Annotated in this window: 26 protein-coding genes and 1 riboswitch; of the genes, 10 read left to right on the top strand and 16 right to left on the bottom strand. The window is 41.4% G+C overall.

The genetic code is table 11. From position 1 onward, the window contains the following. Nucleotides 1-24: 24 nt before the first annotated feature. Nucleotides 25-591: a hypothetical protein gene (locus BLR93_RS09065; protein ID WP_093213419.1), complete on the bottom strand. Its 567-nt coding sequence runs from the start codon at nt 589-591 to the stop codon at nt 25-27. Nucleotides 592-812: 221 nt separating this feature from the next. Here BLR93_RS09065 and BLR93_RS09060 point away from each other — a divergent pair, with 221 nt between their 5' ends. Next, nucleotides 813-1,613, top strand: coding sequence for a DUF6612 family protein (locus BLR93_RS09060; RefSeq protein WP_093213418.1), 801 nt, complete (start codon nt 813-815; stop codon nt 1,611-1,613). 86 nt (nt 1,614-1,699) lie between these two features. Here the strand turns inward: BLR93_RS09060 and BLR93_RS09055 are convergent, their stop codons facing one another. Then, nucleotides 1,700-2,011, bottom strand: a complete 312-nt coding sequence (locus BLR93_RS09055; protein WP_093213417.1) for a hydrolase — start codon at nt 2,009-2,011, stop codon at nt 1,700-1,702. A gap of 112 nt (nt 2,012-2,123) precedes the next feature. Here BLR93_RS09055 and BLR93_RS09050 point away from each other — a divergent pair, with 112 nt between their 5' ends. Next, on the top strand, nt 2,124-2,369 hold the full coding sequence (locus BLR93_RS09050; RefSeq protein WP_093213416.1) for a DUF6154 family protein: 246 nt from the start codon (nt 2,124-2,126) through the stop codon (nt 2,367-2,369). 93 nt (nt 2,370-2,462) lie between these two features. Here the strand turns inward: BLR93_RS09050 and BLR93_RS09045 are convergent, their stop codons facing one another. Together BLR93_RS09045 and BLR93_RS09040 are read right to left on the bottom strand one after the other, a co-directional pair. Further along, nucleotides 2,463-3,299, bottom strand: a complete 837-nt coding sequence (locus BLR93_RS09045) for an ABC transporter ATP-binding protein (protein WP_093213415.1) — start codon at nt 3,297-3,299, stop codon at nt 2,463-2,465. Between the two features lie 146 nt (nt 3,300-3,445). Further along, complete coding sequence (locus tag BLR93_RS09040) at nt 3,446-4,810, bottom strand: TrkH family potassium uptake protein (protein ID WP_093213414.1); 1,365 nt, start codon at nt 4,808-4,810, stop codon at nt 3,446-3,448. Nucleotides 4,811-5,111: 301 nt separating this feature from the next. Here BLR93_RS09040 and BLR93_RS09035 point away from each other — a divergent pair, with 301 nt between their 5' ends. Further along, entirely contained in the window at nt 5,112-6,317 is a 1,206-nt protein-coding gene (locus BLR93_RS09035) for a Y-family DNA polymerase (RefSeq protein WP_245690107.1), read from the top strand. A 37-nt stretch (nt 6,318-6,354) separates the two neighbouring features. Here the strand turns inward: BLR93_RS09035 and BLR93_RS09030 are convergent, their stop codons facing one another. From BLR93_RS09030 to BLR93_RS09000, 7 genes are all read right to left on the bottom strand, one after another. After that, entirely contained in the window at nt 6,355-6,933 is a 579-nt protein-coding gene (locus BLR93_RS09030) for a GNAT family N-acetyltransferase (RefSeq protein ID WP_093213413.1), read from the bottom strand. Between the two features lie 15 nt (nt 6,934-6,948). Further along, nucleotides 6,949-8,439 (bottom strand): o-succinylbenzoate--CoA ligase, encoded by a 1,491-nt coding sequence (locus BLR93_RS09025; protein ID WP_093213412.1) that lies wholly within the window; start codon nt 8,437-8,439, stop codon nt 6,949-6,951. A gap of 552 nt (nt 8,440-8,991) precedes the next feature. Next, nucleotides 8,992-10,350 (bottom strand): FAD-dependent oxidoreductase, encoded by a 1,359-nt coding sequence (locus tag BLR93_RS09020; RefSeq protein ID WP_093213411.1) that lies wholly within the window; start codon nt 10,348-10,350, stop codon nt 8,992-8,994. Nucleotides 10,351-10,476: 126 nt separating this feature from the next. Next, on the bottom strand, nt 10,477-11,295 hold the full coding sequence (gene menB / locus BLR93_RS09015; RefSeq protein WP_093213410.1) for a 1,4-dihydroxy-2-naphthoyl-CoA synthase: 819 nt from the start codon (nt 11,293-11,295) through the stop codon (nt 10,477-10,479). Between the two features lie 27 nt (nt 11,296-11,322). After that, entirely contained in the window at nt 11,323-12,123 is an 801-nt protein-coding gene (menH, locus tag BLR93_RS09010; RefSeq protein WP_093213409.1) for a 2-succinyl-6-hydroxy-2,4-cyclohexadiene-1-carboxylate synthase, read from the bottom strand. A gap of 5 nt (nt 12,124-12,128) precedes the next feature. Next, nucleotides 12,129-13,874, bottom strand: a complete 1,746-nt coding sequence (gene menD / locus BLR93_RS09005) for a 2-succinyl-5-enolpyruvyl-6-hydroxy-3-cyclohexene-1-carboxylic-acid synthase (RefSeq protein WP_093213408.1) — start codon at nt 13,872-13,874, stop codon at nt 12,129-12,131. After that, nucleotides 13,871-15,262, bottom strand: coding sequence for an isochorismate synthase (locus BLR93_RS09000; protein ID WP_093213407.1), 1,392 nt, complete (start codon nt 15,260-15,262; stop codon nt 13,871-13,873). The genes menD and BLR93_RS09000 overlap by 4 nt, the downstream gene beginning before the upstream one ends. Before the next feature lie 379 nt (nt 15,263-15,641). Between BLR93_RS09000 and BLR93_RS08995 the strand changes: the two genes are divergently transcribed. From BLR93_RS08995 to BLR93_RS08985, 3 genes are all read left to right on the top strand, one after another. Next, nucleotides 15,642-16,589, top strand: coding sequence for a 1,4-dihydroxy-2-naphthoate polyprenyltransferase (locus BLR93_RS08995; protein WP_093213406.1), 948 nt, complete (start codon nt 15,642-15,644; stop codon nt 16,587-16,589). Nucleotides 16,590-16,719: 130 nt separating this feature from the next. After that, nucleotides 16,720-17,112 carry a PaaI family thioesterase gene (locus BLR93_RS08990; protein WP_093213405.1) on the top strand — a complete coding sequence of 131 codons (393 nt, stop codon included), beginning with the start codon at nt 16,720-16,722 and terminating at the stop codon, nt 17,110-17,112. Between the two features lie 14 nt (nt 17,113-17,126). Further along, complete coding sequence (locus tag BLR93_RS08985; protein WP_093213404.1) at nt 17,127-17,495, top strand: TraR/DksA C4-type zinc finger protein; 369 nt, start codon at nt 17,127-17,129, stop codon at nt 17,493-17,495. A gap of 164 nt (nt 17,496-17,659) precedes the next feature. Here the strand turns inward: BLR93_RS08985 and BLR93_RS08980 are convergent, their stop codons facing one another. Together BLR93_RS08980 and BLR93_RS08975 are read right to left on the bottom strand one after the other, a co-directional pair. Next, the gene (locus tag BLR93_RS08980) at nt 17,660-18,253 is read right to left on the bottom strand and encodes an ECF transporter S component (protein WP_245690099.1); all 594 of its coding nucleotides are present in this window, start codon (nt 18,251-18,253) and stop codon (nt 17,660-17,662) included. 172 nt (nt 18,254-18,425) lie between these two features. Continuing rightward, a riboswitch (FMN riboswitch) is annotated at nt 18,426-18,571 on the bottom strand. Nucleotides 18,572-18,644: 73 nt separating this feature from the next. Continuing rightward, nucleotides 18,645-19,703: a M20/M25/M40 family metallo-hydrolase gene (locus BLR93_RS08975; protein WP_093213402.1), complete on the bottom strand. Its 1,059-nt coding sequence runs from the start codon at nt 19,701-19,703 to the stop codon at nt 18,645-18,647. 112 nt (nt 19,704-19,815) lie between these two features. Between BLR93_RS08975 and BLR93_RS08970 the strand changes: the two genes are divergently transcribed. Continuing rightward, complete coding sequence (locus BLR93_RS08970; RefSeq protein ID WP_093213401.1) at nt 19,816-20,373, top strand: thioredoxin family protein; 558 nt, start codon at nt 19,816-19,818, stop codon at nt 20,371-20,373. Nucleotides 20,374-20,473: 100 nt separating this feature from the next. Continuing rightward, nucleotides 20,474-21,472 carry a potassium channel family protein gene (locus BLR93_RS08965; RefSeq protein ID WP_093213400.1) on the top strand — a complete coding sequence of 333 codons (999 nt, stop codon included), beginning with the start codon at nt 20,474-20,476 and terminating at the stop codon, nt 21,470-21,472. On the opposite strand, the gene BLR93_RS08960 is transcribed toward BLR93_RS08965, so the two are convergent. Then, entirely contained in the window at nt 21,455-21,862 is a 408-nt protein-coding gene (locus BLR93_RS08960; RefSeq protein WP_093213399.1) for a YugN-like family protein, read from the bottom strand. The two genes, BLR93_RS08965 and BLR93_RS08960, sit on opposite strands and share 18 nt — an antisense overlap. Nucleotides 21,863-22,008: 146 nt before the next feature. Beyond that, nucleotides 22,009-23,358, bottom strand: coding sequence for a glucose-6-phosphate isomerase (locus BLR93_RS08955; RefSeq protein ID WP_093213398.1), 1,350 nt, complete (start codon nt 23,356-23,358; stop codon nt 22,009-22,011). A 183-nt stretch (nt 23,359-23,541) separates the two neighbouring features. Between BLR93_RS08955 and BLR93_RS08950 the strand changes: the two genes are divergently transcribed. Continuing rightward, nucleotides 23,542-23,781, top strand: coding sequence for a DUF378 domain-containing protein (locus tag BLR93_RS08950; protein ID WP_093213397.1), 240 nt, complete (start codon nt 23,542-23,544; stop codon nt 23,779-23,781). A gap of 94 nt (nt 23,782-23,875) precedes the next feature. Here BLR93_RS08950 and yugI read toward each other — a convergent pair whose 3' ends face one another. After that, entirely contained in the window at nt 23,876-24,268 is a 393-nt protein-coding gene (gene yugI, locus BLR93_RS08945; RefSeq protein ID WP_093213396.1) for a S1 domain-containing post-transcriptional regulator GSP13, read from the bottom strand. A 351-nt stretch (nt 24,269-24,619) separates the two neighbouring features. Here yugI and BLR93_RS08940 point away from each other — a divergent pair, with 351 nt between their 5' ends. After that, nucleotides 24,620-25,447, top strand: coding sequence for an alpha/beta fold hydrolase (locus tag BLR93_RS08940; protein ID WP_093213395.1), 828 nt, complete (start codon nt 24,620-24,622; stop codon nt 25,445-25,447). Nucleotides 25,448-25,477: the final 30 nt, after the last annotated feature.

Below are 25,477 nucleotides of genomic sequence, written 5' to 3'. Positions count from 1 at the left end.
ACTGCCTTTAAGACCTCGAATAGTTTAAGAATGTTTAGTGTTTGTAATTTTCCAGCTATCAGTAAAAGTTAATTCTAACTCTATCTTATAGCTTCCGTATAGTTCGGTTTGATTTTCCTGAATGACTTTCACCTTTCCATTTTCCATATCCATCATCTCATATTCTGAGTCACTTTGAAACCACGGCGGTGTTTCGGTCGGTAAAAGATATAGACCATCCGCTTTTTCCGTATAGTATACATCTATGTATTTTTCCGCTACTGACGGTGAGGCAATTGTTCCGAATTCGTCTATAAGTTCTTCCTTAGAATCAAAGTTTTTGACTTGAAAACTTTCTGTGGTTTCCTGCACAAGCTTGTCCATAAACGATTTAGTCACAGAAGTTAGGTGCTCATGGTCAAGTTTTTCCGGCTGACTTTCTTTTTCCCGATGATCTTTCTCATTTTGGGCAGGATTCGATTCGGTAGTAACATTAGCTGATGCATTATCAGCAGTTAAGTCAGGATCACCCGATTGGAAAGAAAGCGTAAGTATAGATAGAATAAAAATAAGTGCAATAAACGCTATAATCTGGAACGATTGCTTTTTCATGCTGTTTCATCCCTCCACTTTATTTAGTTAGTTTTTTATTCCTTTAATCTCAATGTATTAAACTCTTTCCAAATAAATAATTAAAATTCGAAACATTTTTACATAACCATACGTTATCCAGATTCTTCGTTAACCATTTTTGTTTTGGGGTTTTTTTCCATGTGCAGATGTCTTATAATAAGAGTTAATGTAAAGAGTTAAAAAAGGGAGGAACATTATCCATGAAAAGGAAAAGGTTTCTACTACTGGCAGGCTGCAGCTTTCTGCTTGCTTTTTTCACCGCTGCCTGTTCTTCAACTGAAAGTTCGAAACTGGAAGATATTTACCAGAACTCTTTAGTGGCCAGTGAAGAGTTAAAAAACTTTGAAATAAGCGCGGATGTCAGCCAGACAATTGGAACAGGAGAAGCGGGATTTCCGGTGTCTTCTACTATTACGTCCCAGATACAGATGGAGCCAATGGCATTTTATCAAACAATGGAGTCGATGGGACAAACAATTGAAATGTATTATGCAGATCAGAATTTGTTTGTAAAAGATCCAGAACAAAACAAGTGGATAAAAGGGCCTGAAGATTTGGTTGGTCAATTGAATAATCTTTCGGGGCAGGAACAGCAAAATCCTGCTAAACAACTAAAAGAATTGGAACAATATACGGAAGAATTCAGCCTGGAAGAGACCGAAGATGCCTATTTGCTATCTTTAAGTGCTAATGGGGATGAGTTTAAAGATCTTCTAAAAGCCGAGCTTGGGAGTACTATCCCTAAGGATCAGCTGACAGAGGATATGGTTGAGTCTATTTCCATTAACAAACTTGATTATGCTTTTACCATTTCCAAGGATAATTATTATCCGCAGGCGATGACAATGGACATGGACCTTGATGTCGATGAGAATGGAGTGACGACCAATATCGTTCAAACATTTGATGCAACATACAGCAAATTCAATCAACTGGATGAAATTAAAGTTCCCCAGGAAGCTATCGACTCAGCAGAAGAAATGCCAGTTCCTGAACCGTAATTACAAAAAACCTTGCCTTTAAAAATAAGGCAAGGTTTTTACATATTTGGTCAGTAAAAGCTGTCATGCCATTCTCCCACTGAGGGTTATTCCCTTTCAAGAATCTTCATACTGCCGATATGTGCTTTTGTCGCATCATCCCCCAAGTCATAAACCATTTGATAAGCAGATACAATTCCAGCATCATACCTGTCATTTGCTGAATCCTTATGATAATGGATTGGCAAATGTGTACGAAAAAAAGCCGTGATATCGGAATTATACATTTCATCAAATAATTCTCTTAATTGGAAGACCTCCTGATCCGTAGCAAAAATGGTGAAATCATTGTTATCACCAGCTTCCACTTGTGATATTTCGAGTGTACCCATATTTATGAAGAACTTTTTCTTTTCCATCTTTCACCCTCCTATCCTTTAATTTTCGCCATTTGCAGTATTTTATGAACAACATTTTATCCTTTTTGCATAAGGTAAGTTACAAATAAATTTTAGAAAGGGGAAGGTTCAAGTGAAATTTGCAGACAACCTTTTTCAATTATATTTACAACATTTCGATGATCAGGATAAAGATTTCTTAGAAGTGTTCATTCACTCCGTTTTGGAACAAATGGATCATGACGATTTATTAGAGGTATTTGAAGCATGCCAAAAAGACGAACTAGATGAAATCCTCGGCAATTATTTAAACAGTAAATTAGAAACGAAAATTACAACCGCTCCCACCGTGGAAAGTGAATGGCAGAACATTCATTAAGATAGCTTTTCCGTAAATACTCCCGGAAACGACACAAAAAACCCATCGATTGAGGTAATCGATGAGTTAAAGTTAATACTAAACAATATTTTCTTACGAAAGCTTGGCTTGTGAACGCGCTTCTTCTACAGCACTCTTAATTAAGCAGCGGCCTCTGCCATGCGGGATACACATCGGGGTCCCGAACATCGGATCATAAGTAACATCACACTTCATATTAAATACGTCGTGAACCATGTTACAGCTGATAATTTCTTCCGGCCTGCCTTGAGCATATACCTGCTTATCCTTGATTGCGACAATATGATGGGCATAACGGCATGCTAAATTTAAATCATGCAGCACCATTACCACGGTCCGGCCATCTCGTTCATTCAGCTCAAATAAAAGATCCAGAATATCAATTTGGTGAGTCATATCCAAATAAGTAGTAGGCTCATCCAGCAATATGGTATCTGTTTTCTGGGCAAGTGTCATTGCGATCCATGCTCTTTGGCGCTGACCGCCAGATAAAGAATCGACTGGGCGATCCAGCAACTCCAGCATATTGGTTGCCTTCAATGCCTCATCAACAGCCAGGTCGTCTTCCTTTGACCATTTTTTGAACATTGTTTTATATGGATGTCTTCCCTGTTTAACTAAATCCTGTACAGTTAAACCTTCAGGGCTTACCGGGCTCTGCGGAAGAATGGCCAGTTTTTTGGCAACTTCCTTTGTCGGCATTTTAGCTATTTCTTCCCCATGAAGAATAACTCCGCCTTCTTTTGGTTTCAATAAGCGTGCCATTGAACGCAGCAGCGTCGATTTTCCACAGCCGTTCCCGCCAATAAAGACCGTTATTTCCCCTTTAGGGATGGTTATATTTAAATCATCTATGATGATCTCTTCTCCGTAGCCTAGGGTTAAGTCCTTAGCTGTCAAAGTTTCCATTTTGCAATCTCTCCCTTACGAGCGATGCTTACTTCTATATTCTCTTAACAGAAAAACCGTTCTTTCATCAATTTAGGTCTATTACCAGTTTATTTGGTTTAAGCTCTGCCGTCAATGATTTTGATAATCTTTATCAATTAACTTTTTTAGCCGATAATCACTTTCTCTTTTGGATAATGGTAAATATCCTTAGTCACTCTTCCCCTCATTAGGAATAGGAAGGAAAATATTCCTATTCTTCCGACGAACATGAGAAAAATAATAATACATTTCCCAGGGGTAGACAAGTCCGGTGTGATGCCCATCGATAACCCTGTTGTTCCAAATGCGGAGCACACCTCAAAAGCAATCGAAATCAAGGAAAACGGCTCTAAATAATTCAGTGAAATAATAGCAGTCAAACAGAGCATGGCTGCAGTAGTGATAACTATAAACGAGCGAATCACATCGTCATGGTCCAGTTCCCTGCCGAACACCTTTATACTGGTGTTTCCCTTGGCATAATTAAAAATTGATAAAAGCATGATTGCAAATGATGTTGTTCTGATACCACCACCGACACTGCTTGGAGATGCCCCGATGAACATTAATACGCAAATTAACACAAGAGTTGGGGAGGTAAACTCGCCTACATCCATTGTCGCCAATCCGCCACTCCTCGTCGTAACAGATTGGAAGAGGCTGTAAAATATTTTTTCATGCCATATCTTATCAGCTAAAAAAGCATTACGCTCTAAAACAAAAATTAACAGCCATCCGACTATAATAAGAGCAAAGAATGTGACGGTCGTAAGCTTTGAGAACAGTGAAAAAGAATATTTCTGGTTGATATCCGACTGCTGCCCCCTTAGCAGTTCCTGCACTTCAATCAGTACTGGAAAGCCAATAGCCCCTAATATCAGCAGGATAATATTGACGAACTGGACAAAATAATCACCCGCAAAAGGGATTAATGACGAACCTGTAATGTCAAAGCCTGCATTTGTGGTGGCACTGACCGCACCGAAGAATCCCTGCAATAATGCCTCTTGCCACGTATCAAAGTAAGATAGAAAATACGTGCTTAACACAATTGTACCTATCAATTCAATGGTAATGATAATCTTTAGTATTTTTAACATTAATCTTACTAAACCGGATAAGGTTGTCCTGTTTTGGTCGATTTGAATCAATTGTCTTCCCCGGAGTCCAATCTTTTTACCCAGGATAATCCAAATGAACGTCCCGAGGGTCATGATTCCGATTCCCCCAAACTGCAGTACGACTGTCAATGCAATTTTGCCAGCGGTATTAAAGGTGTCGGCAGTCGAAACCACCGTCAGGCCTGTTACACTGACCGCACTTACTGCTGTGAACAATAAATCAATAAAACTTAAATCCATTTCTCCATAGTGGAAAAACGGCATTCCCAGTAACATGGTAGAACCTAACACCGTAAGTAAATAAAACAATACGATCAGCCGAATCGTTGATAAATGGGTTATTTTAAATAGTCTCGAAAATATATTCATTCTAATTCTCCTTGCATCTCAAATACAGCAATGTAAGTTTACCAAAAAAAGCAGATTGTTTATAGAGTTTTTTTGTGCCTCGCTCATCTTTAACAATGTTTACTCATTGTTAGCATAGACAGGGTGCTGTTTGCAACTGAAAATATCCTGTGCAAAACCTGCTTGGAATAAATTAACACTGTTTAATTGCCGGGCAATGGGTTATATTATTATCAATAAGAACATACGTTCCTTGCGAGGGGGGATCCTTTTGCTTTCCGCAAATCTTAAATTACCTGAAAACAGTATCCTATGTATTGATATGCGTTCTTTTTATGCTAGTGTCGAGTGTGTAAAAAGAGGATTGGATCCAATGAAAGAGAAGCTAGCTGTTGTGGGAGATGTCAACCGTTCGGGGAGTATTATCCTGGCTGCATCACCTGAATTAAAAAAACAGCATGGCATCAAAAATGTCAGCAGATTTTTCGAGCTGCCAAATGATCCCGGTATCCATATTGCTGAAGCTAAAATGAGTGATTATTTAAAAGTATCGGTAGAGATCACTAAGCTTGTTAATCAGTATGTCCCAAAGGAAGCGATCCATCAATATTCCGTAGACGAACTATGGGTGACTGTTAACGGACTTGAAAAGCTGTATGGGGGCCGCTGGGAGATTGCCCGGATGATAAAACAGGAATTATATGACACCATGGGACTGACCTGTTCCATAGGGATTGGCGATAATAAATTTTTAGCAAAGGTTGTCATGGATCTTTATGCCAAACAAACAGGGATTGCTGAGTGTACATATAAAGATGTCAAAGAAAAACTATGGCCTGTCCCGGTTGAAAATATTTGGGGGATCGGAAAAAAAATGATGTCTAACCTTAACAGGATGGGGATTGTCACTTTGGGACAATTAGCGAATTTTCCGTTGGAGAGGCTGAAAAAACGGTTTGGAGTGATGGGTGAACAACTATATTGGCATGCATGGGGAGCTGATTTGAGTCCTGTTATTGGGGACTTTCAAAAACAGGAGCAAAAAGGATTCGGCCATGGAATCACCCTGTTGCGGGACTATCATGGCGATGAAGTGTTTGCTTGTATTCTTGATCTTTGTGAGGAAGCATGCCGGCGGGCAAGGACTGCAGGCAAGGCTGGCAGAACCGTTCACCTTGGCGTTGGCTATTGCCAGGAAACCGGCGGCGGGTTCAGCAGATCAAAATCGGTTGCGCTACCTACAAACATCACGATGGAGATGTATGGGGTATGTATGCAGCTCTTTAATGAATTCTATGATGGGGTCAGCAAAATCCGGCGAGTCTTTATTACTCTGAATAACTTGTATAAGGACGAGGAAACACAGCTTGATTTATTCACTGATAAAACAAAACAAAAAGACCTTGGTTATGTAATGGATCAAATCAGAGAAAAACATGGATCTACATCGTTATTACGAGCTACCAGTTTTACCGATTTAGGAATTACCTTAGACCGCAGCCGGAAAATTGGCGGCCATAAAGCATGAACCATGCTGTTCCTGCACCAAGGAACAGCATGGTTCGTTAATCAAGGGGGCTCGGAGCCTTTTCCTTTTCATCAAAAAAAATCTCGTTTTTTTCCCATTCTTCACGGAGCAATCCCATTCGAATCGAATCATAAAATTTCCCATTATAATAACGGCATTTTCTTAACCGGGCTTCCATTGTCATTCCCAGCTTTTCGCCTACCTTCACCATTCGGTTATTGCCTGACCAGGTCGTGTAGCCAACCCGGACAAGCGGCATGGTTGTAAAAAGATGATTAATCCATAATCGCATAGCTTCTGTACCGTATCCTCCGCTCCAATACTGGGGAAGATAAATGACTATCCCCATTTCCAGCCACAGAGAAGGTTTGTGCTCCCAGTAATAGCTGACCGTGCCGATAATACTCTCAGCCACTTCGATGAGCCACTGATCATCCTGTTTCACCAGCTCGTCCTTTTTCGCCAAGTAATCTTGCAATGTTACTTGCTTATGTTCAAAATAAGGAGCATCCCACTTTTTCCACTCAGGTGATTTTTCACCATACGCCAGTTTCCAAACCGTTTCTAAATCAGCTTCTTCCAGCTGTCGAATCCGTACAGGTTTATCAGCCATTATTCAGCCCCCCCTTATTTACTTCTCCTCGTCTTTCAAAAAAGCAGCAAGTTGGTGTCGAACCAGTTTGTTCGATGCATTACGCGGCATCTCACTAATAAAATAAATCTGCTTAGGCACCTTGTATTTTGCCAAATGTTTTCTACAGTGCTCGAGAACTTCTTCCTTTGTGAGATTCTTATCGGCTCTTACAGCAAAAGCGACAGGGACCTCTCCCCATTGCCGATCTGATTTGCCAATAACCCCGGCTTCTTTCACCCCTTCTATTCCTGTCAAAACACTCTCTATTTCGGCTGGATAAACATTTTCGCCACCAGATATAATCAAATCTTTACGACGGTCCATGACATAGAGGAAACCATCCTGATCCAGATAGCCTAAGTCTCCGGTCGCAAGCCAGCCATCTTGAAAAGTCTTTTGGTTTGCCTGTTCATTTTTATAATATCCCCTTGTGACCATCGGGCCTTTGACAAAGATTTCTCCCACCTCGCCTATAGGGGAAGATTCCTCAGCTGACATGATTTTTAACTGGGCAGGAAACAAAGGCTTTCCTGCTGAACCGAGCTTCGCAAGCGCCTCTTTCGGGCTTAATGTCACAATCTGGGAAGATGTTTCCGTCATCCCATAGGTTTGAAAGACAGGTACTTGGTATTGCTTAGCCTTTTCTAAAAGTGTCTGTGATGCTGGACCTCCGCCCAGGAGCATACAGCGGAAGGATGCAGGATAGCTGCCTCCTTCCAGCCTTTCGAGCAACCGTTCCAGCATTACCGAGACAACAGAAACAATCGTTACCTTGCCCGCAATAATCCCTTGATGAATTAACTCAACGTCAAATTTTTTCAATAAGTAAACCGGCATGCCGTAAACTACACTTTTGACCAAGAGAGACAGCCCTCCCACATGGAACAAAGGAAGAGAAGCAAGCCATTTATCTTGGCTGGCTAAGCCAAGGTTAAGTACAGAAGAAACAGCACTCCACCAATGATTGCCGTAGGTATGCTCTACTCCCTTGGGAAATCCAGTGGTCCCTGACGTATAAATAATTGTAAATAGATCATCCAGCCGTAATTCTTGTTTCAAAGAAATATTAGCAGCAGCATAACGGTCAATATCTGCAAAGCGGCGAATAACAAGGGAAGAGTCTTTGTATGTCCCTGCCTGCTCGGCAAGCTCTGCAGCCTCCGGATGTGTGAGCAAAAGGGAGACATGTGCATCATTTAATTGAAAGGCGATTTCAGAAGGGGACAGCCTTATATTTAACAAGACGGCCACAGCCCCTATGTAAGATATTGCATGAATAGCTATCGCCATCTCGATACAATTGCCAGACAATATTGCCACATGGTCCCCTTGCTTCACGCCGGCAGCAGCCAATTTTTTAGCATAGCTCCTGCTTTGATCTCTCAATTGCCAGAAAGTAACATTAATGCCAGCAGGTGTTTCGATTGCATTCCCATCCGGTGAGAGATCTGCTTGTTTGTCTAACCAGTGCGGAATCACTTCAGTCATAATCAGTCGTATCCTTTCTCACATTATAGCACGGGATAATAAATTACTATTACAAGTATAATTCTATATGTCCGCAAACAAAAATAAAAACTTCTGCCCTCAGACAGCAACAAAACAGGCAAGCACCATGGCGAGCCGGTACTTGCCTCAAACCCTACCTGCCGCTCAAACAAACAACAGGCTAGTTTTTATGAATCTTTCGAAAGCGCCCTGGGCGCTTTCGCTTTCTTTGTCTAGCTAACAGCTCCCAGCAATTAGCAGACTTCCTGCTCCTTCGTCCGATAAGTCAACGTCGTCGCCTTGCTCCGTGTTTCCTTTATCAAAAAACAAGGAAGTTCGATCTAACCCCACCGCGATGCGCGGCAACGTCGAACTACCCGCGATGCGCGGGCACAGTCTGTACATTGCTACCCGGGTACTTTCGCTTTTCTTTGTCTAGCTAACAGCCCCCAGCAATTAGCAGACTTCCTGCTCCTTCGTCCGATAAGTCAACATCGTCGCCTTGCTCCGTGTTTCCTTTATCTCCTGCGGTGCCGTCCAGTCTGTACATTGCTACCCGGGCGCTTTCGCTTTTCTTTGTAATGCTTTGGTTACGATGGCGGCTGCTTTTTGGCCGGAGACTACTGCACCTTCCATTGTTGAAAAATAAGGCTGCTTGGTATAGTCTCCCGCCAAGGTAAGTCCCGGGATAGTCGTAGCCTGGCCAGGCCTTAAAAAGTGGTTACCTGGCGCTAGGCTGTAGATATCTTCAGGATGGTCAATTTTCCTGTAATCCTCTATTTTACCTTCCAGGTGGACACCTAACGCTTTGGCATCCTCTATAACTATTTTTAATGCATCTTCCGCAGTCGTAGATAAGAATTTGTCGGGTGAATCCAAAATAATCGATAGTCTTCCTTTGCAATCCCTAAAAGTCGTCCGTGACTGTTCAGCAAAGCTTGCTAAAGCTGTTTTTGGGCCGAACGACGTTATATCCGTTTCTAATGCAGGTTGATTTAAATCAATTTGGAAGGTAGATGCTGGATTTATCGGCAATCGAAATAAGTTGGAAAACTCGGCTTTTTCCTTGAAGCGAGCTAACACCTGTTTAGCTCCAGCTAAAGATGCCGCAACCACAACCTGTTTGCTTCTGTACTCTTTTCGATTTTCTCCTTTGACCCCTGCTACTTCTCCTTTTTCATTGAGAATCACATCTGTCACTTTTTCTCCAATTTGGACAGCACCGCCAAGTTCGATAATCTGGTCGGCGATTGGCTGGCACATAACGTCTGTCATTCCACCTGAGAAAGCGCCGATCCTCATCTTATAAAATTTGTAAAATGCGGGCGCGAAAAGGCCAAAAAAAACATAGGCTGAGTAACGATCCGCCGGAAGGAAATAACTTCCCGAGCTTAAAGGCACCAGCAAATAATCAAAAGCGTTATCTGTAACATTGTGTAAACCCGCATACTCTTTAACACTATATTGATCAAGCTTTTTAGGGTTTAATAAAAAATCTTTATAGCCATTCAGAGAAAAAGGAATCAATGAAAGTTTATCTTTTATTGTCAGAACATCCTGGTTACCGGTAATTCCTCTTATCATTTTTAGTACCCCATGTACGGGAGAAATGCCTAATACCAACTTCTTCTTTTTCCCCTTTATTAACACATCGATTTTTTCTTCCCAGGTCAGTATATCATTAATATCGACACCGGCTTTTTTTAATAAAGCGGGAAGTGCTGAAAAATAACCTATGTACCTGTGAAAACCTGATTCAACTTCCATACCAGCATCATTCCAGTTCGAGCATCTTCCCCCGACAACGGGATTAGCTTCTAAAACCAATACTTTGTTTCCTTTAAGCGACAATTCCAATCCACATGTTAAACCCGCCAGGCCAGCGCCAACGATGATTACATCCCAATTCATATTCCTTCACCTCAGTAATAGAATTTACGGAGGACAGAGGAAATATCCGTATAACAAAATAACGGTTTGTGTTTTCACATAATAAAAAACCTGGAAGGTTCATTCCAGGTTTTTTAAACTATCTTATCACGGAAAGCGTGGGAATTGTTTAAAGTCAGGTTTTCGTTTCTCTTTAAAGGCGTCTCTTCCTTCTTTTGCTTCATCCGTCGTGTAGTAAAGCAAAGTAGCGTCCCCGCCCATTTGCTGAAGTCCTGCCAATCCATCGGTGTCGGCATTAAACGAAGCTTTTAGGAAGCGCAGAGCTGTCGGCGATTTTTCGAGCATCTCCTGGCACCATTGGACGGTTTCCGCCTCCAACTGATCAAGTGGGACAACTGTATTAACTAGTCCCATGTCTTCTGCTTCCTTAGCGCTGTATTGTCGGCAAAGGTACCAAATTTCCCGGGCTTTCTTATGACCAACAATCCTGGCCAGGAGGCCCGCACCATAACCGGCATCAAAGCTGCCTACTTTAGGGCCTGTTTGTCCGAATACCGCATTGTCGGCAGCAATTGTTAAGTCACAAACAATATGTAATACATGGCCGCCACCGATTGCGTAGCCGGAAACCATTGCTACGACTGGTTTTGGAATAACCCTGATTAACCGCTGTAAGTCCAACACATTCAAACGAGGAATGTCATCATCCCCGACATAACCGCCGTGCCCTCTTACTTTTTGGTCACCGCCAGCACAGAACGCCTCATCCCCTGCTCCAGCAAGTACAATCACACCAACTTCGGAATTATCTCTGGCACGCATAAAAGCATCAATCAGTTCATTCGTTGTCTTCGGTCTGAAGGCGTTGCGTACCTCCGGCCTATTAATCGTAATTTTTGCTATTCCATCATACGTCTCATAAAGGATATCTTCATATTCTCGTTCTGTCATCCACTCAATTGCCATTTTTAGTTCCTCCTTCAATTATTTAAATTAATTTCTTTTCAGGAAATCGTATACTATTGTATCAAATTTCCCGGGCTTCTCCACGTGAATTGCATGCCCAGTCGAAGGTATAACCTTCAGTATTTTGTTATTTAGCTTATCATGCATTCTTTTGGCAATACCGACAAATTTCGAGTCGACTTCCCCAGCAAGCAATAATACAGGCTGGCTAATAGCGGATAGTTTCTCCCACCAGGATGGTTGTACGCCTGTGCCCATTCCTTTCAAGGAATTTGCCAAGCCTTGTTCCGACTGGTTCAATCTCTCATTCCTTATCTTTTCCCTTAGTGGCGCCGGCAATTTTTGTTGGGACTCAAACAAGGGAAGATCTTCCCACTCTTTCACAAAAGAACTGATCCCTTGCCGTAAAATCCTTTTAGCAAGAGCATCATCTTTCATCTGCCTTGCTAACTGCTGCTGTTCCGTTTCCAATCCCGGTGAGGCACTCTCCAATACAAGCGACCGAACCCGATGAGGATAGAAAAACGCAAATGAAAGTGCTGTTCTGCCGCCAAGCGAATAACCGACTAGATGCGCAGTATGGACGGATAACTTATCTAAAAGCAGTGCTAGATCATCACAAAAGGCTTCCATTCCAATCGGTTCGTTTACTTGTGTGTTCCCATGGCCCGGCAAATCGACTACAAGCACACGAAAATCCTGTTTCCAGTGATTGATAAAAGGCTGCCACGTCCTGCTGCTGCCAGTGAAACCATGAAGTAGCAGCAGGGCAGGGCCTTGCCCGTACTCTTTTACCCAATAGCGCTTATCTGTTATCGAATAATGCATGCGCATCACCCTTCAAAGTATTCCATAAGCTTCTGTTCAATGATTGTCCATTTGGCTTTATGCCAACTGGCGTTTTCTTCACGTTCCGTTTGCACTTCAATTACTGACAGACCGTCCTCCTGGTAACTGTCCGTCAAGGCCTGTCGAAGTTCTTCCCAGCTTTCTGGTTTTGAATACCTTCCCTGATACATAGCAATGATATGCTGGAAATCAATATCCATCGGAGTGCCAAAGATGGTTTCAAAATGGTCTGATTGACCCGCCTGCGGTAGAAACGAGAAGATGCCGCCCCCATTATTGTTGATTAACACTACCGTAAGATTCATATTGTATTGCTTGGCGAGCATCAATCCGTTAAAATCATGGAAAAAGGATAAGTCGCCTAGTAGCAATGCAACCTTTTCCCCATGGGCGGCTGCCCCCAGAGCGCTGGAAGTCATACCGTCAATTCCATTGGCTCCTCTGTTTCCCAATATGCGGATCTGCTTCGGCGTCGTCATAAAAAAAGTGTCCATATCCCGAATCGGCATGCTGTTTCCGACGTAAATAGTGCTTTCCTCTGTTGCTGCTTCCGCAAGCTGCTTGACCGTATGCCCCTCAGTCAAAAATGTGCTCTCCTGTTCTGCAAGTAACTGCCTTTTGGCTGTTTGATTCATTAATCTCCATGACTGGAGCCATTCCTCATTGAACGCTAGGTGGCCAGCCGCCTCACAAAAATCGCTGCAAAGTTTAACAGGGTCAGCAAAAATAAATTGTGCAGGTGTCCCTGCCGGCTCGCGATAACCGTGATGCGCTTCTACAATAAAATGTTCGATTTCAGAATGCTCCTTAATGAATAACAAATAAGGCTTAGACACCGGCATTGCGCCAAAGCGGATAATAAAGTCTGGATTTAGGCGATCTCTAATTTGTTTACTCTTCAGAATGGCATCATAGCCTTCAATAATATTTGCCTTATCATGCTGGCCTGCCCGTAATTGAGAAAGCGGATCAGCAAGTACTGGAATGTTCCATTGGTTTGCCAATGCCGAAACAGCTTCTGCCAACTCAGTGTCAAATTGCGGCCCAACGACAATCAGCCCTTTTTCATGGCTGGAAAGCTTGTTGATTATCCATTCCAATTGGGATGGTTCCAGCACATCCTTTCCCTCCAACACCTGATGGAAAGAAGGATACTCCTGCTTTTCCCACAAATTTTCCAAAGAAAAGTCCGGCAGCAATGGTTCCCTAAACGGAAAATTCAGATGGACAGGACCGGCATTGCCAAAACAGGCAGTTTGCACTGCCCTGGCTGCTTTACTTCTGGCATATTGAAGCATCGGCGGTGTACTTTCCGGCAGGGCCATTTCGTGAAACCATTTTACGTATTGCCCGTACATATTTATCTGTTCAATCGCCTGCGGGGCACCGACATCACGAAGTTCGTGCGGTCGGTCAGCTGTCAGCACAACAAGCGGCACCCTGCTGTAATACGCTTCGACAATCGCAGGAAAATAATTGGCAGCCGCAGTTCCAGAAGTACAGACAACAGCTACCGGTTTATTCTGCTGCTTAGCCATTCCCAATGCAAAAAAAGCAGCAGACCGCTCATCCATATTGACCCAATGGTTTATAAATGCATGCTCGGCAAAGGTCAAAGCTAACGGAGTTGATCGGGATCCAGGAGAGATCACTACATCTGTTAAACCATTCCGATGTAATTCATCTATAAAATTGGCAGTGTACCTAGTCAATGTCTCTTCATGAGTCATGATCGTCCTCCTAAAACTGACAGCATCGGTGTAAATTTGATATTTGTTTCCTGATATTCAGCTTCTGGATCAGAATCTCTCACAACACCGCAGCCGGCAAATAGGGAAGCTTCTCCGCCTCTTATAAGCGCAGAGCGAATTGCTACCGCGAATTCCCCGTTGTGATTCGCATCAAGCCAGCCGATAGGGGCACCATACCAGCCTCGATCCATGTTTTCATGTTCCCGGATGAATGCCACAGATTTTTCACTCGGCATACCTCCTAAGGCTGGAGTAGGATGAAGTCTTTTTACAATATCTATAATGGTATAATTCTCATTTAACACCGCTTCTACAGGTGTATATAAATGCTGTAGGTTCTTTAACGGATAGAGTACAGGCGCTTCAGGAACCTGGACATTTTCACAACAGGCGGCTACTGCTTTCTTAATCATCTCTACCACAAAATGATGCTCCTGACGATTCTTTTCATCAGATAGCAATTGACCGCCGATTTTTCTGTCTTCAGCTTCTGTTCTTCCTCGTGGAGCTGTTCCTGCAAGACAAGTAGAAAGAAGCTGCTGATTTTCAACCTTAACTAACCTCTCAGGTGTGGCACCAAGAAAGCAGTCTTCTCCGTTTTCAAAAGCAAAAATGTAACTGTTCGTCTGCATATCTGCCAGCTGTCTCAATATGGGAGAAACATTCACCTTATTTTTAAAGAAGACCTTCATTTCCCGGGCAAGAACGATTTTTTCCGCTTTTCCCTGCTTAATCGTGTTCGTTGCATTGCGTACCAGCTGTTTCCAGGAGTCTGGTTCTATTTCCTGTTTGTCAGTAATTACTGGCCCTTCTGGTAAAATCGCCTGTTGCTTCAACAGCTGCTTCTTATGATTTTCTACCTGCAGCTCGATCTGCTCAGGCTGATCGTATTCATAAATAACAACATTGCAAGTAAGGAAACAATCGCCATTTACCATTGTCAATAAGTATGCAGGCACCCTAAGCAGGCTACTGTTAAAATCTGCCCACAGCGGCGTCGTTTCTTTGTCAGGATCAAACGAAAAGCCGCCAAATGCAATCGGCCCGGTTCCTGGCACGCGGTGTGGATTATGAATCAGCGCATTTTCCAGCATTTCTTTCCATTGGCGTTCGGTTTCCTCAAAACGATGGTCGGCTGCCGTCAATGCCAATGCTTCACCTGCACCCGCAAGCCAATGGCCCTCGGCAGAGTTGTTCCAGAATATACGCCCCCCCGTAAATTTCTCCGCATTATCAAAAAATGAGAAAGGATCTATCGCTGCAAGCGGTTCGGTTATACTCAACAATTGAGGTTTCTGCTTTATTTTAGCTGTACGGACCGCTTCTCTGACAGCCTGTCCTAGTTTTTTTATTTCTGTATCAATCATGTTAGATACCCTCCAATACCAATAGGGAGAAAGTATTTATCAATCGTTAGACAACTGGCTTTAGATAGGGTTTAGTAAACTTTCTACAAAGACCAGCGAATTGTGCATCAATATTTGTAAACAATAGAGCAAGGCTCCAATGTTAGGTAACGCACATTAATAAAAAATATAACTTCTCACCAATAAAAGCAAGTATTCAACCCTGGCTTCGATTGTTACAATTACCATTATCTATTTTATTCTCTTTTTCTCTGTTTCTCAACAATTGGCACTAATTCCTAGCAAATAATTGTAATAGATAATTGACACCAACCACCTGTTTCCCTAAACTTAATATGATATACCATGATTTGAAGGCATAAGTAAGGAGAGAAACATTATGCAATCCCTTGATAAAAAGGCAATAAGCAGCGCTTTAAATGAAAAAGCAGGTTTTCAAGTATGGTGGCGGCTCTTGCGCCCACACACGCTGACAGCATCATTTGTTCCGGTCTTCGTTGGAACCATGGCAGCTACATTGGATGATTCGATTAATTACCTATTATTCATTGCCATGCTTGTTGCTTCAATGCTGATTCAGGCAGCAACAAATATGTTTAATGAATATTATGATTTTGTCCGGGGGTTGGATAATGAGAAGTCAGTCGGAATCGGGGGCACGATTGTCCGGGACGGTGTGTCACCAAATACTGTCCTGAGTTTGGCGCTTAGCTTCTTTGCCATTGCCATCGCTCTCGGTGTGTATATCTGTTTCCAATCAAGCTGGTGGATAGCAGTTATAGGGGTTATCTCCATGCTGTGCGGATACTTATACACTGGCGGACCGTATCCGATCGCCTATACTCCCTTTGGTGAACTGGTTGCAGGTTTTTTTATGGGTACAGTTATTATAAGTATTAGTTATTTCATTCAGACCATGACACTTACAGGGGAAGTTATATTGATATCCATTCCCATCGCAATTTTTATTGGTACCATCATGCTATCGAATAATATCAGGGACTTGGAAGGCGATAAAGAAAACGGCAGAAAAACCATTGCGATTTTGATAGGCAGAGAAAAGGCAGTTGTACTGCTCGGCAGTTTATTTGCCATTAGTTACCTCTTAATGGCCATATATGTATTCGCCGGGATCCTGCCGATTTGGTCATTTCTGACCCTGCTCGGGGTTAAAAAGGCGATTACTGCTATAAAAGGGTTTAAAGGGAAAACAATTAACCTGGAAATGATGCCTGCCATGAAGGCGACAGCACAAACAAACACTTTCTTCGGCTTGCTGCTGGGATTGTCACTGCTTATCCATTTCTTTATACCGTTCAGTTTTTGATAAACTCCACACCAACGACGACAAGCTGGCAGCTTGTCGTTTTTATATATAATATTTAGCAGCCATGACTGTTGAAATAGAAGTTTTATCCGCCAGGGCAGGGGAAATATGATAAAAAGGAAGATGAGTAATGAATCTGCAAAATACATTAATGGAAACACTGGGAATGGAACTGGTCAGCCTGGAAAAAGATTTGGTTGAAATAAAAATGCCTGTTAATAAACATACACATCAACCGATGGGTTTTTTACATGGCGGCGCAAGCGTCGCCTTAGCAGAATCTGCTGCCAGCATCGGCGCTTATGTGAATGTCGATCCTGACACACAGCAAATATTTGGTTTGGAGATAAACGCAAACCATATGAAAAGCAAACGCGATGGCTGGGTGACAGGCAAAGCCACCCCCCTCCACAGGGGAAAGACCACCATGGTATGGGAAATTAAAATTGTTGATGAAACAGATGATCTAATCTCCATTTCCAGATGTACAGTAGGAGTTGTACCGAAGAAAACTCCTGAGTAGAAAGGAGAAGAAAAATGGACCGCGAAAAATTGAACCATTATAAACAATTATTATTGGATATGAAAGAAGAAGCCAAGAAAGAGTTAGGAGAAAATGATAAAAGTTATAATTTAAGCAAAGAATATCCAGACGATTCTATTGGAGAAGTGACTAACTATGATAATCACCCTGCCGACTTGGGAACAGAAATGTTCGAACGGGAAAAGGCTGCAACTCTGAATTCCCAGGCTCGCCAGCGCATTAGCGAAATTGAACACGCATTAGACAAAATTGAAAAAGGCAAATATGGGTATAGCGAAGCTTCAGGGAAACCCATTCCTGAAGAAAGACTGGAAATAGAACCAACCGCAAGATACCTTGTCGAAGAAGTAGATAACGAATAAAAAACACCTGTATGATATGCGTAGCAGTTCACTTTTTAGGCAGAAAAATAAAAAAAGATAACAAGAAGCCCCATTCACAAATGAATGGGGCTTCTTATTATTTATATCTAGGAACATTTGCAGATATTTTCAGCGCTAAAACTGAACTGCAGCAGGTGCTTTGCTTATTTGTAAGAAATAGATATTCGTTTTTGTTCCAGCCAAGGCCTTAACTTAATGAACAACGGGACAAATATCGCTCCAATAGCAATTCCTTTTATAACGTTAAATGGTAATATACCAACTGCTACTGTCATGAATTTCACTTGGGAACTCATTGTCTCCCATCCCATAAACCAGCTGTAAGCAGGTAGTAAAACAAAGTAATTCAAGATACCCATTCCGACAGCCATCAAAATGGTACCTGCAACAAGACCGGAAACAAGGCTTTTAATTCCTCTAAATTTATGATATAAAACTGCGGCTGGGACGACGAAGATGACTCCTGCTAAAAAATTGGAGGCTATGCCAATTGGATCTCCTGCACCAGTATAAATTAAATACAACAAATTTTTAACAGCTTCAACGATAATCCCTGCTCCTGGTGAAAAAATCAATGCAGCGATCAATGCCGGCACTTCGCTGAAATCTACCTTTAAATATTGAGGGAGCATTGGCAGCGGAAAGTTCAGGAACATCAGCATCATTGAAATGGTTCCTAATAAAGCTAGAATGATTAGTTTTAATAAATTAGATGATTGCGTTTTGTTAGAATGCAATATCTTCTCCTCCTTCATCTTTTCATCGATTCATATCTGGTGATGAAGGTCGAACAGTTTCCTTTTTGAACGCTTCTTGTTAAAATTAAAACCCTAAAGCCTTTATTAAAGGCTTCAGGGCGTATAGTTCAATAGGAATAAAAGGCAGAGTGGTATCCTCACCTTTTCTGCTCCGTATCTTCTCCCATCCAGACTGTAACTGTCGGTCCCGGAATCGCACCAGGTCAGCCATTCGGCACATGCCGAACAGGTCACGGACTTAGAGTGTAATCACTCCTTACCGTCGGTCGGGAATTTCACCCTGCCCCGAAGATAGAATCGATATTCATTTTCTTACCTTAATTATACTATGCCAGTGTTTGTATGAAAAGTAAAAAGTTTTCCTTGCTGTTTAATCATCCAAGGGGTTTAAGCTTTCTTCTCCTGTTAAATCTTCAATCATTTTAACAAGTAAATCAACTTCCTCATCGATATCTCTTATGCTTACTGTTTCAACCGGTGAATGCATATATCTTAACGGAAGTGATACTAAACCAACCGGGACTCCCCTTCCTGTCAGGCGCATCTTATCTGCGTCCGTACCAGTGGCCCTTTGAGTCAATTCATATTGCACTTTCATGTTTAAAGAGCGTGCCGACTTTTCCAGGAGCTGATTGATTTTAATGTTAATCGGTGCACCTTTCGCCAATACTGGTCCTTTTTCCAACTGGACATCGCCATGTTTATTTTTATTGACACCAGGATAGTCAGTTGCAAACGTAACATCACAGGCAATCGCCATGTCAGGAGCTATTCCGGCTGCTGCAAAGTAAGCTCCCCCCATATTCGTTTCTTCGTTAACCGTACTTGCCGCATAAACGCCAACCTTTAAATCTTTTCCTGCCAGACGGCGGAGTACTTCGGCAACAATAAATGCGCCTGTCCGATTATCAAGTCCACGTCCGGAAATGTAACGGTCCATCAAAATTTCCGGTGTTCGTTTATATACAGCAAGATCACCGATTTGTACGTATTTTTCCATTTCTTCCTTGGATTTAGCGCCGCAATCAATGAATAAATCCTCTAAATCAAAATCCCCTTTAATTCCTCCATGGTGCTGTGCATTGACACCGATAACTCCGGTGATTGTTCCGGAAAAGCCAAGAACAGTAACCTTCATGCCAATCGCTGCCTTTGGATTTATCCCTCCCATTTTATCGAAGTGCAAATAACCATGATCATCTATTCGATTGATAACAAGTGCAATTTCATCACAATGCCCGGCTAAAAGTATTTTAAATTCAGCCTCCGGGTTGAGGACCCCAATAGCATTGCCAGCGTTATCGGTTATGATTTTGTCGGCAAATTCACTTACCTCGTTGATCCATTTTTTCTGTATTTGCATTTCCATACTCGACGGAGATGGCGTCTGCAATAGTTCCATTAAAAATTCTTGGCGATTTTGTTCCATATGTACTTCCTCCTTCTGCATAGGTTAATGATACCAAAAAATTGGGAAAATACTAAATGTTGCGTAGCTTTCATCATTTTATATACAATAAACAATAATGGGAGTGATGATAATGGCCTTACAGGCTTGGTTTGAAAAAGGGATGAACCCTGATGAATACATTGAGTCGATGGAAAAACACAAAGAAAATTTATTGCATGTGTACGACAACTTTATTTTACCTGATGATTCCCAGCTTTTCAGCAAATTGAAAGCAGAAAAGTTACGTGTAATCGTTCTTACGGAGGATTGGTGCGGTGATGCCATGATGAACACTCCGATCCTTTTCCATATTGCCCAAAAAACAAACATGGAAGTCAGCCTTCTGCAGCGCGATAATCATTTGGAGTTGATGGATCACTATTTGACGAACGGAAAGTCACGATCCATCCCGATTTTTATTTTTATTAACGAAAAGGGAAACGAGGTAACCAAATGGGGGCCTAGAGCCCCTATCGTCCAGTCATTTATCGACGATTCGCTGGCAAATCTGCCTAGCCAAGATGCTGAAGACTTTAAGGAAAAAAGAAATGAACTATTTACGTTCGTTATGAAATCTTTTCGGGACAACACGGATTTTTGGAAGCATACGTATGAAAGTATCGTTGATACTCTGAAAAAACAATTGTGATTGCTAATTACTAGGCACCTCCAGATGTGCTTTCATAGTAAAATTTCACCTTTTTGGAAATACTTAAGAATAAAATGGAAAAAAAGGTGACCTAAGCCATATGCAAACGTTTCTGCAAATATATTTTCGCATGCCGATTTTTTTTCGATTATTAACAACTGTCATTATATTAATGTCTTTCTTTGGAATTGTCATCCATTTACTAGAACCAAGCCACTTCCCGACCATTTTCGATGGCATTTGGTGGGCATTTGTGACAGGTTCTACAGTTGGATACGGAGATTATGTACCATTAAGCTCTGTTGGCAGAGTAATTGCCATCCTGTTAATATTAGCTGGCGGTGGTCTAGTCACTTTTTACATGGCAACTATATCTGCTGGCACAATCAAACATGAACATGATTTATCCAAAGGATTGGTTAAATACCGGGGAAAGGAACATATTATTTTGGTTGGCTGGAACCAACGGACAAGACAACTGTTAGAATTGATGATGAAAAACAACACGGGGAAACAAGTGGTATTGATAGACCATACTCTTAACAATTTACCTTACCAAAAGCATCAACTCCATTTTATTCGGGGATCGGCCTCTGATGATGAAACATTAAAAAAAGCAAATATCGAGGAAGCAAAGTTCGCAGTGATTACATCTGATCCGTCAAAAAAAGAATTTCAAGCAGACCAGACGACTATCTTGACGGCTGTTGCCATGAAAGGGAATAATCCTGATATATTTCTGATCGCAGAGCTGCTGATGATACAACAAATAAAAAATGCAAGCCGGGCCGGGGCTGACTCTATTATCCGGTCCAATGATTTCATGAGCGTTTTAATATTACAAGAGCTTTTTCGGGAAACACCGGTGAATCCTTTTGATTTATTGCTGCAAGTATTGAACGACCAGCAATTCAATCAAATCCTGTTGCCAGAGAGATTAAACGGTAAATCCTTTTTAGAGTGTGCCGGCTATTACGCTGTCAGTGACCAGTTATTAATCGGGATGATGAGGGAAGAAGAGCTATTGGTCAACCCTCCTTTCCACACTAAATTATGCACAGGTGATGTTCTAATTGTCCTGTCAGCGCTCCATAAGTAACTGTTCCACTTTTTGCAGCAATTGTCTTCCTTCATGGATGAATTTATCAGCAACCTGAGCGTCCGCATCCACTGGCGCCTGGAATTGATCAACAGCTCCTCTCAGTGCCCCGTTGCGTCCATCCTCGTCAATACCTGATTGGTAGACATGCGATAAAACAAACGGCTTACCAAGCTTTACGATTACTCCTGGGGAGTCTAACATACCCTTGACAGCTGTAAACGGAATGCGCAAAAATTGATATCCATCCTCCACCCCCATTTTATAGTCGAATGAGCCTTGATCATAATCCCAATTACCCCCAATACTGAATCCAATGGGTTTTAGCGTTTCTTCCAAAGCATGCAGGGAAAAATCCCTGTTTTCCAAATTAGATGAAATAGGAATCATAGCCGAAATACCTCCTTTTTTAACAGCATGCCCTTTAGACACGATTTCATGAATACAAGGTGGAGTGTGTTAAGGCAAGGGGGACGCCTGTTTTCCTCTTGTTCATAAAAAAACCTCCGCCAGCTGACGGGCAGAGGTTTGGTATGTTATTTAAGTCGTTTTTCCAATTCTTGCTTTTGTTCTTCGAAACCAGGCTTACCCAGTAAAGCGAACATATTTTTCTTATATGCTTCTACTCCAGGCTGATCAAATGGATTAACGCCAAGCAGGTAACCGCTTATTGCGCAAGCTTTTTCAAAAAAGTAAACCACATAGCCAAATGTATAAGCATCAAGCTTCGGCAAATGTACGATTAAGTTGGGAACCTGGCCATCTGTATGGGCAAGCATGGTTCCTTGATAAGCTTTTTCGTTGACCTCATCGATGGTTTTACCGGCAAGATAATTTAATCCGTCCAAGTCTTGCTTATCTTCTTCGATGGTAATATTTGATTTCGGCTCTTCCACATGGAGTACCGTTTCAAATAAATCTCTGCGCCCTTCCTGGACATATTGCCCTAAAGAATGAAGATCTGTTGAAAAATTAGCCGATGATGGATAAAGGCCTTTTAAGTCTTTTCCTTCGCTTTCGCCAAACAATTGCTTCCACCACTCTGAAAAGTACTGCAGAGATGGTTCATAGTTGACCAACATTTCTATCGTCTTTCCTTTATTATAAAAAATGTTCCGGACAGCAGCATATTGATAGGCAGGATTGTCTTCAAGGTTATCAGCAGAAAGTTCCTGTTGGGCCTTGCGGGCACCTTCCATCATCGCATCTATGTCGATTCCGCTTGCGGCGATTGGTAAAAGTCCTACAGCAGTTAAGACGGAGTAACGTCCCCCAACATCATCCGGAATGACAAAACTCTCATACCCTTCTTCATCGGCTAGTGTCTTTAATGCACCTTTTTGTTTGTCGGTAGTTGCATAAATCCGCTTTCTAGCTTCCTCTACACCATATTTATCTTCCAAAAATTTACGGAAGAGACGGAAAGCAATCGCTGGTTCGGTCGTCGTACCGCTTTTGGAGATAACATTAATGGAAACATCTTTGCCTTCCAGCATATCATACAAGTCATTCATATATGGTGCACTGATACTGTTCCCAACAAAGAAAACCTGCGGGGATTTTCTTTGTTCTTTGGATAATTCATTATAAAAGGAATGGTTAAGCATTTCCAAAGCAGCACGAGCTCCTAAATAAGAACCGCCTATTCCTATAACAAGCAATACGTCTGAATCCGATTTTATTTTTTCTGCAGCCTTTTTTATTCGGCTGAACTCTTCTTTATCATAATTTTCAGGTAAATCCAGCCAACCAAGAAAGTCATTTCCTGCTCCTGTTTGGTTATGTAAAGCTTGATGGGCTAACTTTACAGGTTCTTGCAAATAATCAAGTTCATGCTTTCCGAAGAAAGATAAAGCACGATCATATTCAAAACGGATATGTGTCATTCTTTAACCTCCATATTTATGATAATACTACTTAAATGTACCGAAACACTCTGTGTAAATCAAGCAATCCCTATCCACTTCAACTCATACAACCTCTGCATAAGTTTTTTTTAGTTTTGAATAATTTTTTGAGGGTTGGGAATTTCTATGTAAAGAAAGTTACTTTAAAAGGAGGAATGCTTTGTGAGTACACTGCAGCGTATTTCTTTGTTGCTTGTTATCATTGGAGCTGTGAACTGGGGACTAGTTGGTTTATTTCAATTCGATTTGGTGGCTGCCATCTTCGGAGGCGGAGAACAGAGCGGTGCATTCGCCAGAATTATATACACATTGGTTGGAATTAGTGGTTTGGTTTGCCTCTCTTTACTTTTCAAGCCTGCCGAAGAAATGGCAGCTGGAAAAGAACCTGAAACAGAACGTTAACTGCAAAAAATAAACCTGCAAATAAAATTCTTTGCAGGTTTATTTTCATAAAAAAACTGCCCATTTTGCGGCAGCTTTATTACTTATCACTTCTTTAATTTTTGTACGTGTTTTCACGCTCTTCAGACTGTTCAATCCACTCTTCCAGTTTATCTTTCAAAGTGTTGAAGCCTGCTTGTTGACTGTCTTGCTGTGCTCCTCCGGCAGCCGGCTGCTTTCTTTTGGGCTCTGCCTTCTTCGGTGCCTCTTCAGTTGCACGGATAGATAAAGAATATTTATTTTTTTCCTCATCGATTTGAAGAATTTTAACTTTAACCTCATCACCTACAGAAAGGTGATCATTAATATCTTTTACATAACCATGTGTCACTTCCGAAATATGAACAAGTCCCTGTACTTCATTGTCAAGGGCCACAAATGCACCATAAGGTTGGATACCTGTTACTTTACCATCTAATATTTGTCCTGTTTCAAACTTCTCTGCCATGCTGAACAACTCCCGATATATTTTCATTTATTAATACACAATTATTAATTTTAGCATAGAAAACAGTATATCGCAAAAGATATCTTTATTCTTGCGGAATAAGCCGTTTTCTTCACAAAATATTAAAAATATACCATAAATGACTTAATATCTAATTTTTTTCAAAAAATATGTTTATTATTAATTAAAAATGGTAATACATATAACTGTAAGACTTTCTCGTATTCCCCCTGTTAAAGACAAAGCTACGTAGCTTTGTCTTTTTTTTTGCCTTACAGATAGCCATTGAAAATAAATATGCCTTTTTGAGAAAGAATAATCGTATCTTCCAACATTCAAGGGGTTCCTATAATGAGAATAACCAACAAGAAGAAGTATCTACAATTCCAACATTGTACAGTCAGCTATCAAATCTTCCAGACAAATACTTCCCTGGATAAACCGTATATAATTTTCATTCATGGATTTTTGTCTAGCCAGTTTAGTTTTCGTAAGATGATTCCATTGTTAATCGATAAATTTCACATTATAACAATTGACCTCCCGCCATTTGGAGACAGCGAAAAAAATCGCAACTGTAATTTTTCTTACCGCTGGATGGCAGAATTGATCATCTTTTTCATGGACAAATTGGCGATTTCAAAAGCCTCTATTGCCGGGCATTCGATGGGAGGACAAATCGCTATGGTGTGTGCCTACTATTATCCGGGCCGTATTGAAAAGTTGTTCCTTATGGCGCCCTCCTGTTACCTGAAAAAGGCCTCCAATTTATTAGGTTTGATTAGCAGACTGCCTATATCACCCTATCTATTGCGAAAACTCTTCCAAAAAATCGGGGTCAAGGGTGTTTTGGAAAAGTGCATTTACTTTCCTGATTTGATTACCAAACGAATGCTGGCTGCTTACAGGAAGCCCTTTTTAGACAAAAATATATATTATTGCCTGTCTAAGATGATTCGTGATCGCGAAGGCGATTTAAATTTTGACTGCTTAAAAGCAATCAAGCTTCCTTGTGTGATCTTTTGGGGAAAAAAAGATCAAATTATTCCTATTTCAAATGGATATCAACTCATCCAGCATTTGCCGAACGCGGAACTTTGTGCTATTACCCTTACCGGCCATTTTCTTCCGGAAGAAGCTCCCGAGATAATAAGCGAATACATCAAAACCAAAACGTGAAAACGATTGATAAGTTGATTCAAATCGTTT

This window comes from Sediminibacillus albus, assembly GCF_900101125.1.
Lineage (GTDB): Bacteria > Bacillota > Bacilli > Bacillales > Amphibacillaceae > Sediminibacillus > Sediminibacillus albus.
The sequence above is the reverse complement of the archived record's forward strand: the minus strand, read 5'-3'. Positions and strand labels throughout refer to the sequence as shown.

Excerpts from the sequence above, each read along its gene's own strand:
- BLR93_RS09065 (WP_093213419.1), bottom strand. The coding sequence starts at position 591 with ATGAAAAAGCAATCGTTCCAGATTATAGCGTTTATTGCACTTATTTTT.
- BLR93_RS09060 (WP_093213418.1), top strand. The coding sequence starts at position 813 with ATGAAAAGGAAAAGGTTTCTACTACTGGCAGGCTGCAGCTTTCTGCTT.
- BLR93_RS09055 (WP_093213417.1), bottom strand. The coding sequence starts at position 2,011 with ATGGAAAAGAAAAAGTTCTTCATAAATATGGGTACACTCGAAATATCA.
- BLR93_RS09045 (WP_093213415.1), bottom strand. The coding sequence starts at position 3,299 with ATGGAAACTTTGACAGCTAAGGACTTAACCCTAGGCTACGGAGAAGAG.
- BLR93_RS09040 (WP_093213414.1), bottom strand. The coding sequence starts at position 4,810 with ATGAATATATTTTCGAGACTATTTAAAATAACCCATTTATCAACGATT.
- BLR93_RS09035 (WP_245690107.1), top strand. The coding sequence starts at position 5,112 with ATGCGTTCTTTTTATGCTAGTGTCGAGTGTGTAAAAAGAGGATTGGAT.
- BLR93_RS09025 (WP_093213412.1), bottom strand. The coding sequence starts at position 8,439 with ATGACTGAAGTGATTCCGCACTGGTTAGACAAACAAGCAGATCTCTCA.
- BLR93_RS09020 (WP_093213411.1), bottom strand. The coding sequence starts at position 10,350 with ATGAATTGGGATGTAATCATCGTTGGCGCTGGCCTGGCGGGTTTAACA.
- menB (WP_093213410.1), bottom strand. The coding sequence starts at position 11,295 with ATGGCAATTGAGTGGATGACAGAACGAGAATATGAAGATATCCTTTAT.
- menH (WP_093213409.1), bottom strand. The coding sequence starts at position 12,123 with ATGCATTATTCGATAACAGATAAGCGCTATTGGGTAAAAGAGTACGGG.
- menD (WP_093213408.1), bottom strand. The coding sequence starts at position 13,874 with ATGACTCATGAAGAGACATTGACTAGGTACACTGCCAATTTTATAGAT.
- BLR93_RS09000 (WP_093213407.1), bottom strand. The coding sequence starts at position 15,262 with ATGATTGATACAGAAATAAAAAAACTAGGACAGGCTGTCAGAGAAGCG.
- BLR93_RS08995 (WP_093213406.1), top strand. The coding sequence starts at position 15,642 with ATGCAATCCCTTGATAAAAAGGCAATAAGCAGCGCTTTAAATGAAAAA.
- BLR93_RS08990 (WP_093213405.1), top strand. The coding sequence starts at position 16,720 with ATGAATCTGCAAAATACATTAATGGAAACACTGGGAATGGAACTGGTC.
- BLR93_RS08985 (WP_093213404.1), top strand. The coding sequence starts at position 17,127 with ATGGACCGCGAAAAATTGAACCATTATAAACAATTATTATTGGATATG.
- BLR93_RS08975 (WP_093213402.1), bottom strand. The coding sequence starts at position 19,703 with ATGGAACAAAATCGCCAAGAATTTTTAATGGAACTATTGCAGACGCCA.
- BLR93_RS08970 (WP_093213401.1), top strand. The coding sequence starts at position 19,816 with ATGGCCTTACAGGCTTGGTTTGAAAAAGGGATGAACCCTGATGAATAC.
- BLR93_RS08965 (WP_093213400.1), top strand. The coding sequence starts at position 20,474 with ATGCAAACGTTTCTGCAAATATATTTTCGCATGCCGATTTTTTTTCGA.
- BLR93_RS08960 (WP_093213399.1), bottom strand. The coding sequence starts at position 21,862 with ATGATTCCTATTTCATCTAATTTGGAAAACAGGGATTTTTCCCTGCAT.
- BLR93_RS08955 (WP_093213398.1), bottom strand. The coding sequence starts at position 23,358 with ATGACACATATCCGTTTTGAATATGATCGTGCTTTATCTTTCTTCGGA.
- yugI (WP_093213396.1), bottom strand. The coding sequence starts at position 24,268 with ATGGCAGAGAAGTTTGAAACAGGACAAATATTAGATGGTAAAGTAACA.
- BLR93_RS08940 (WP_093213395.1), top strand. The coding sequence starts at position 24,620 with ATGAGAATAACCAACAAGAAGAAGTATCTACAATTCCAACATTGTACA.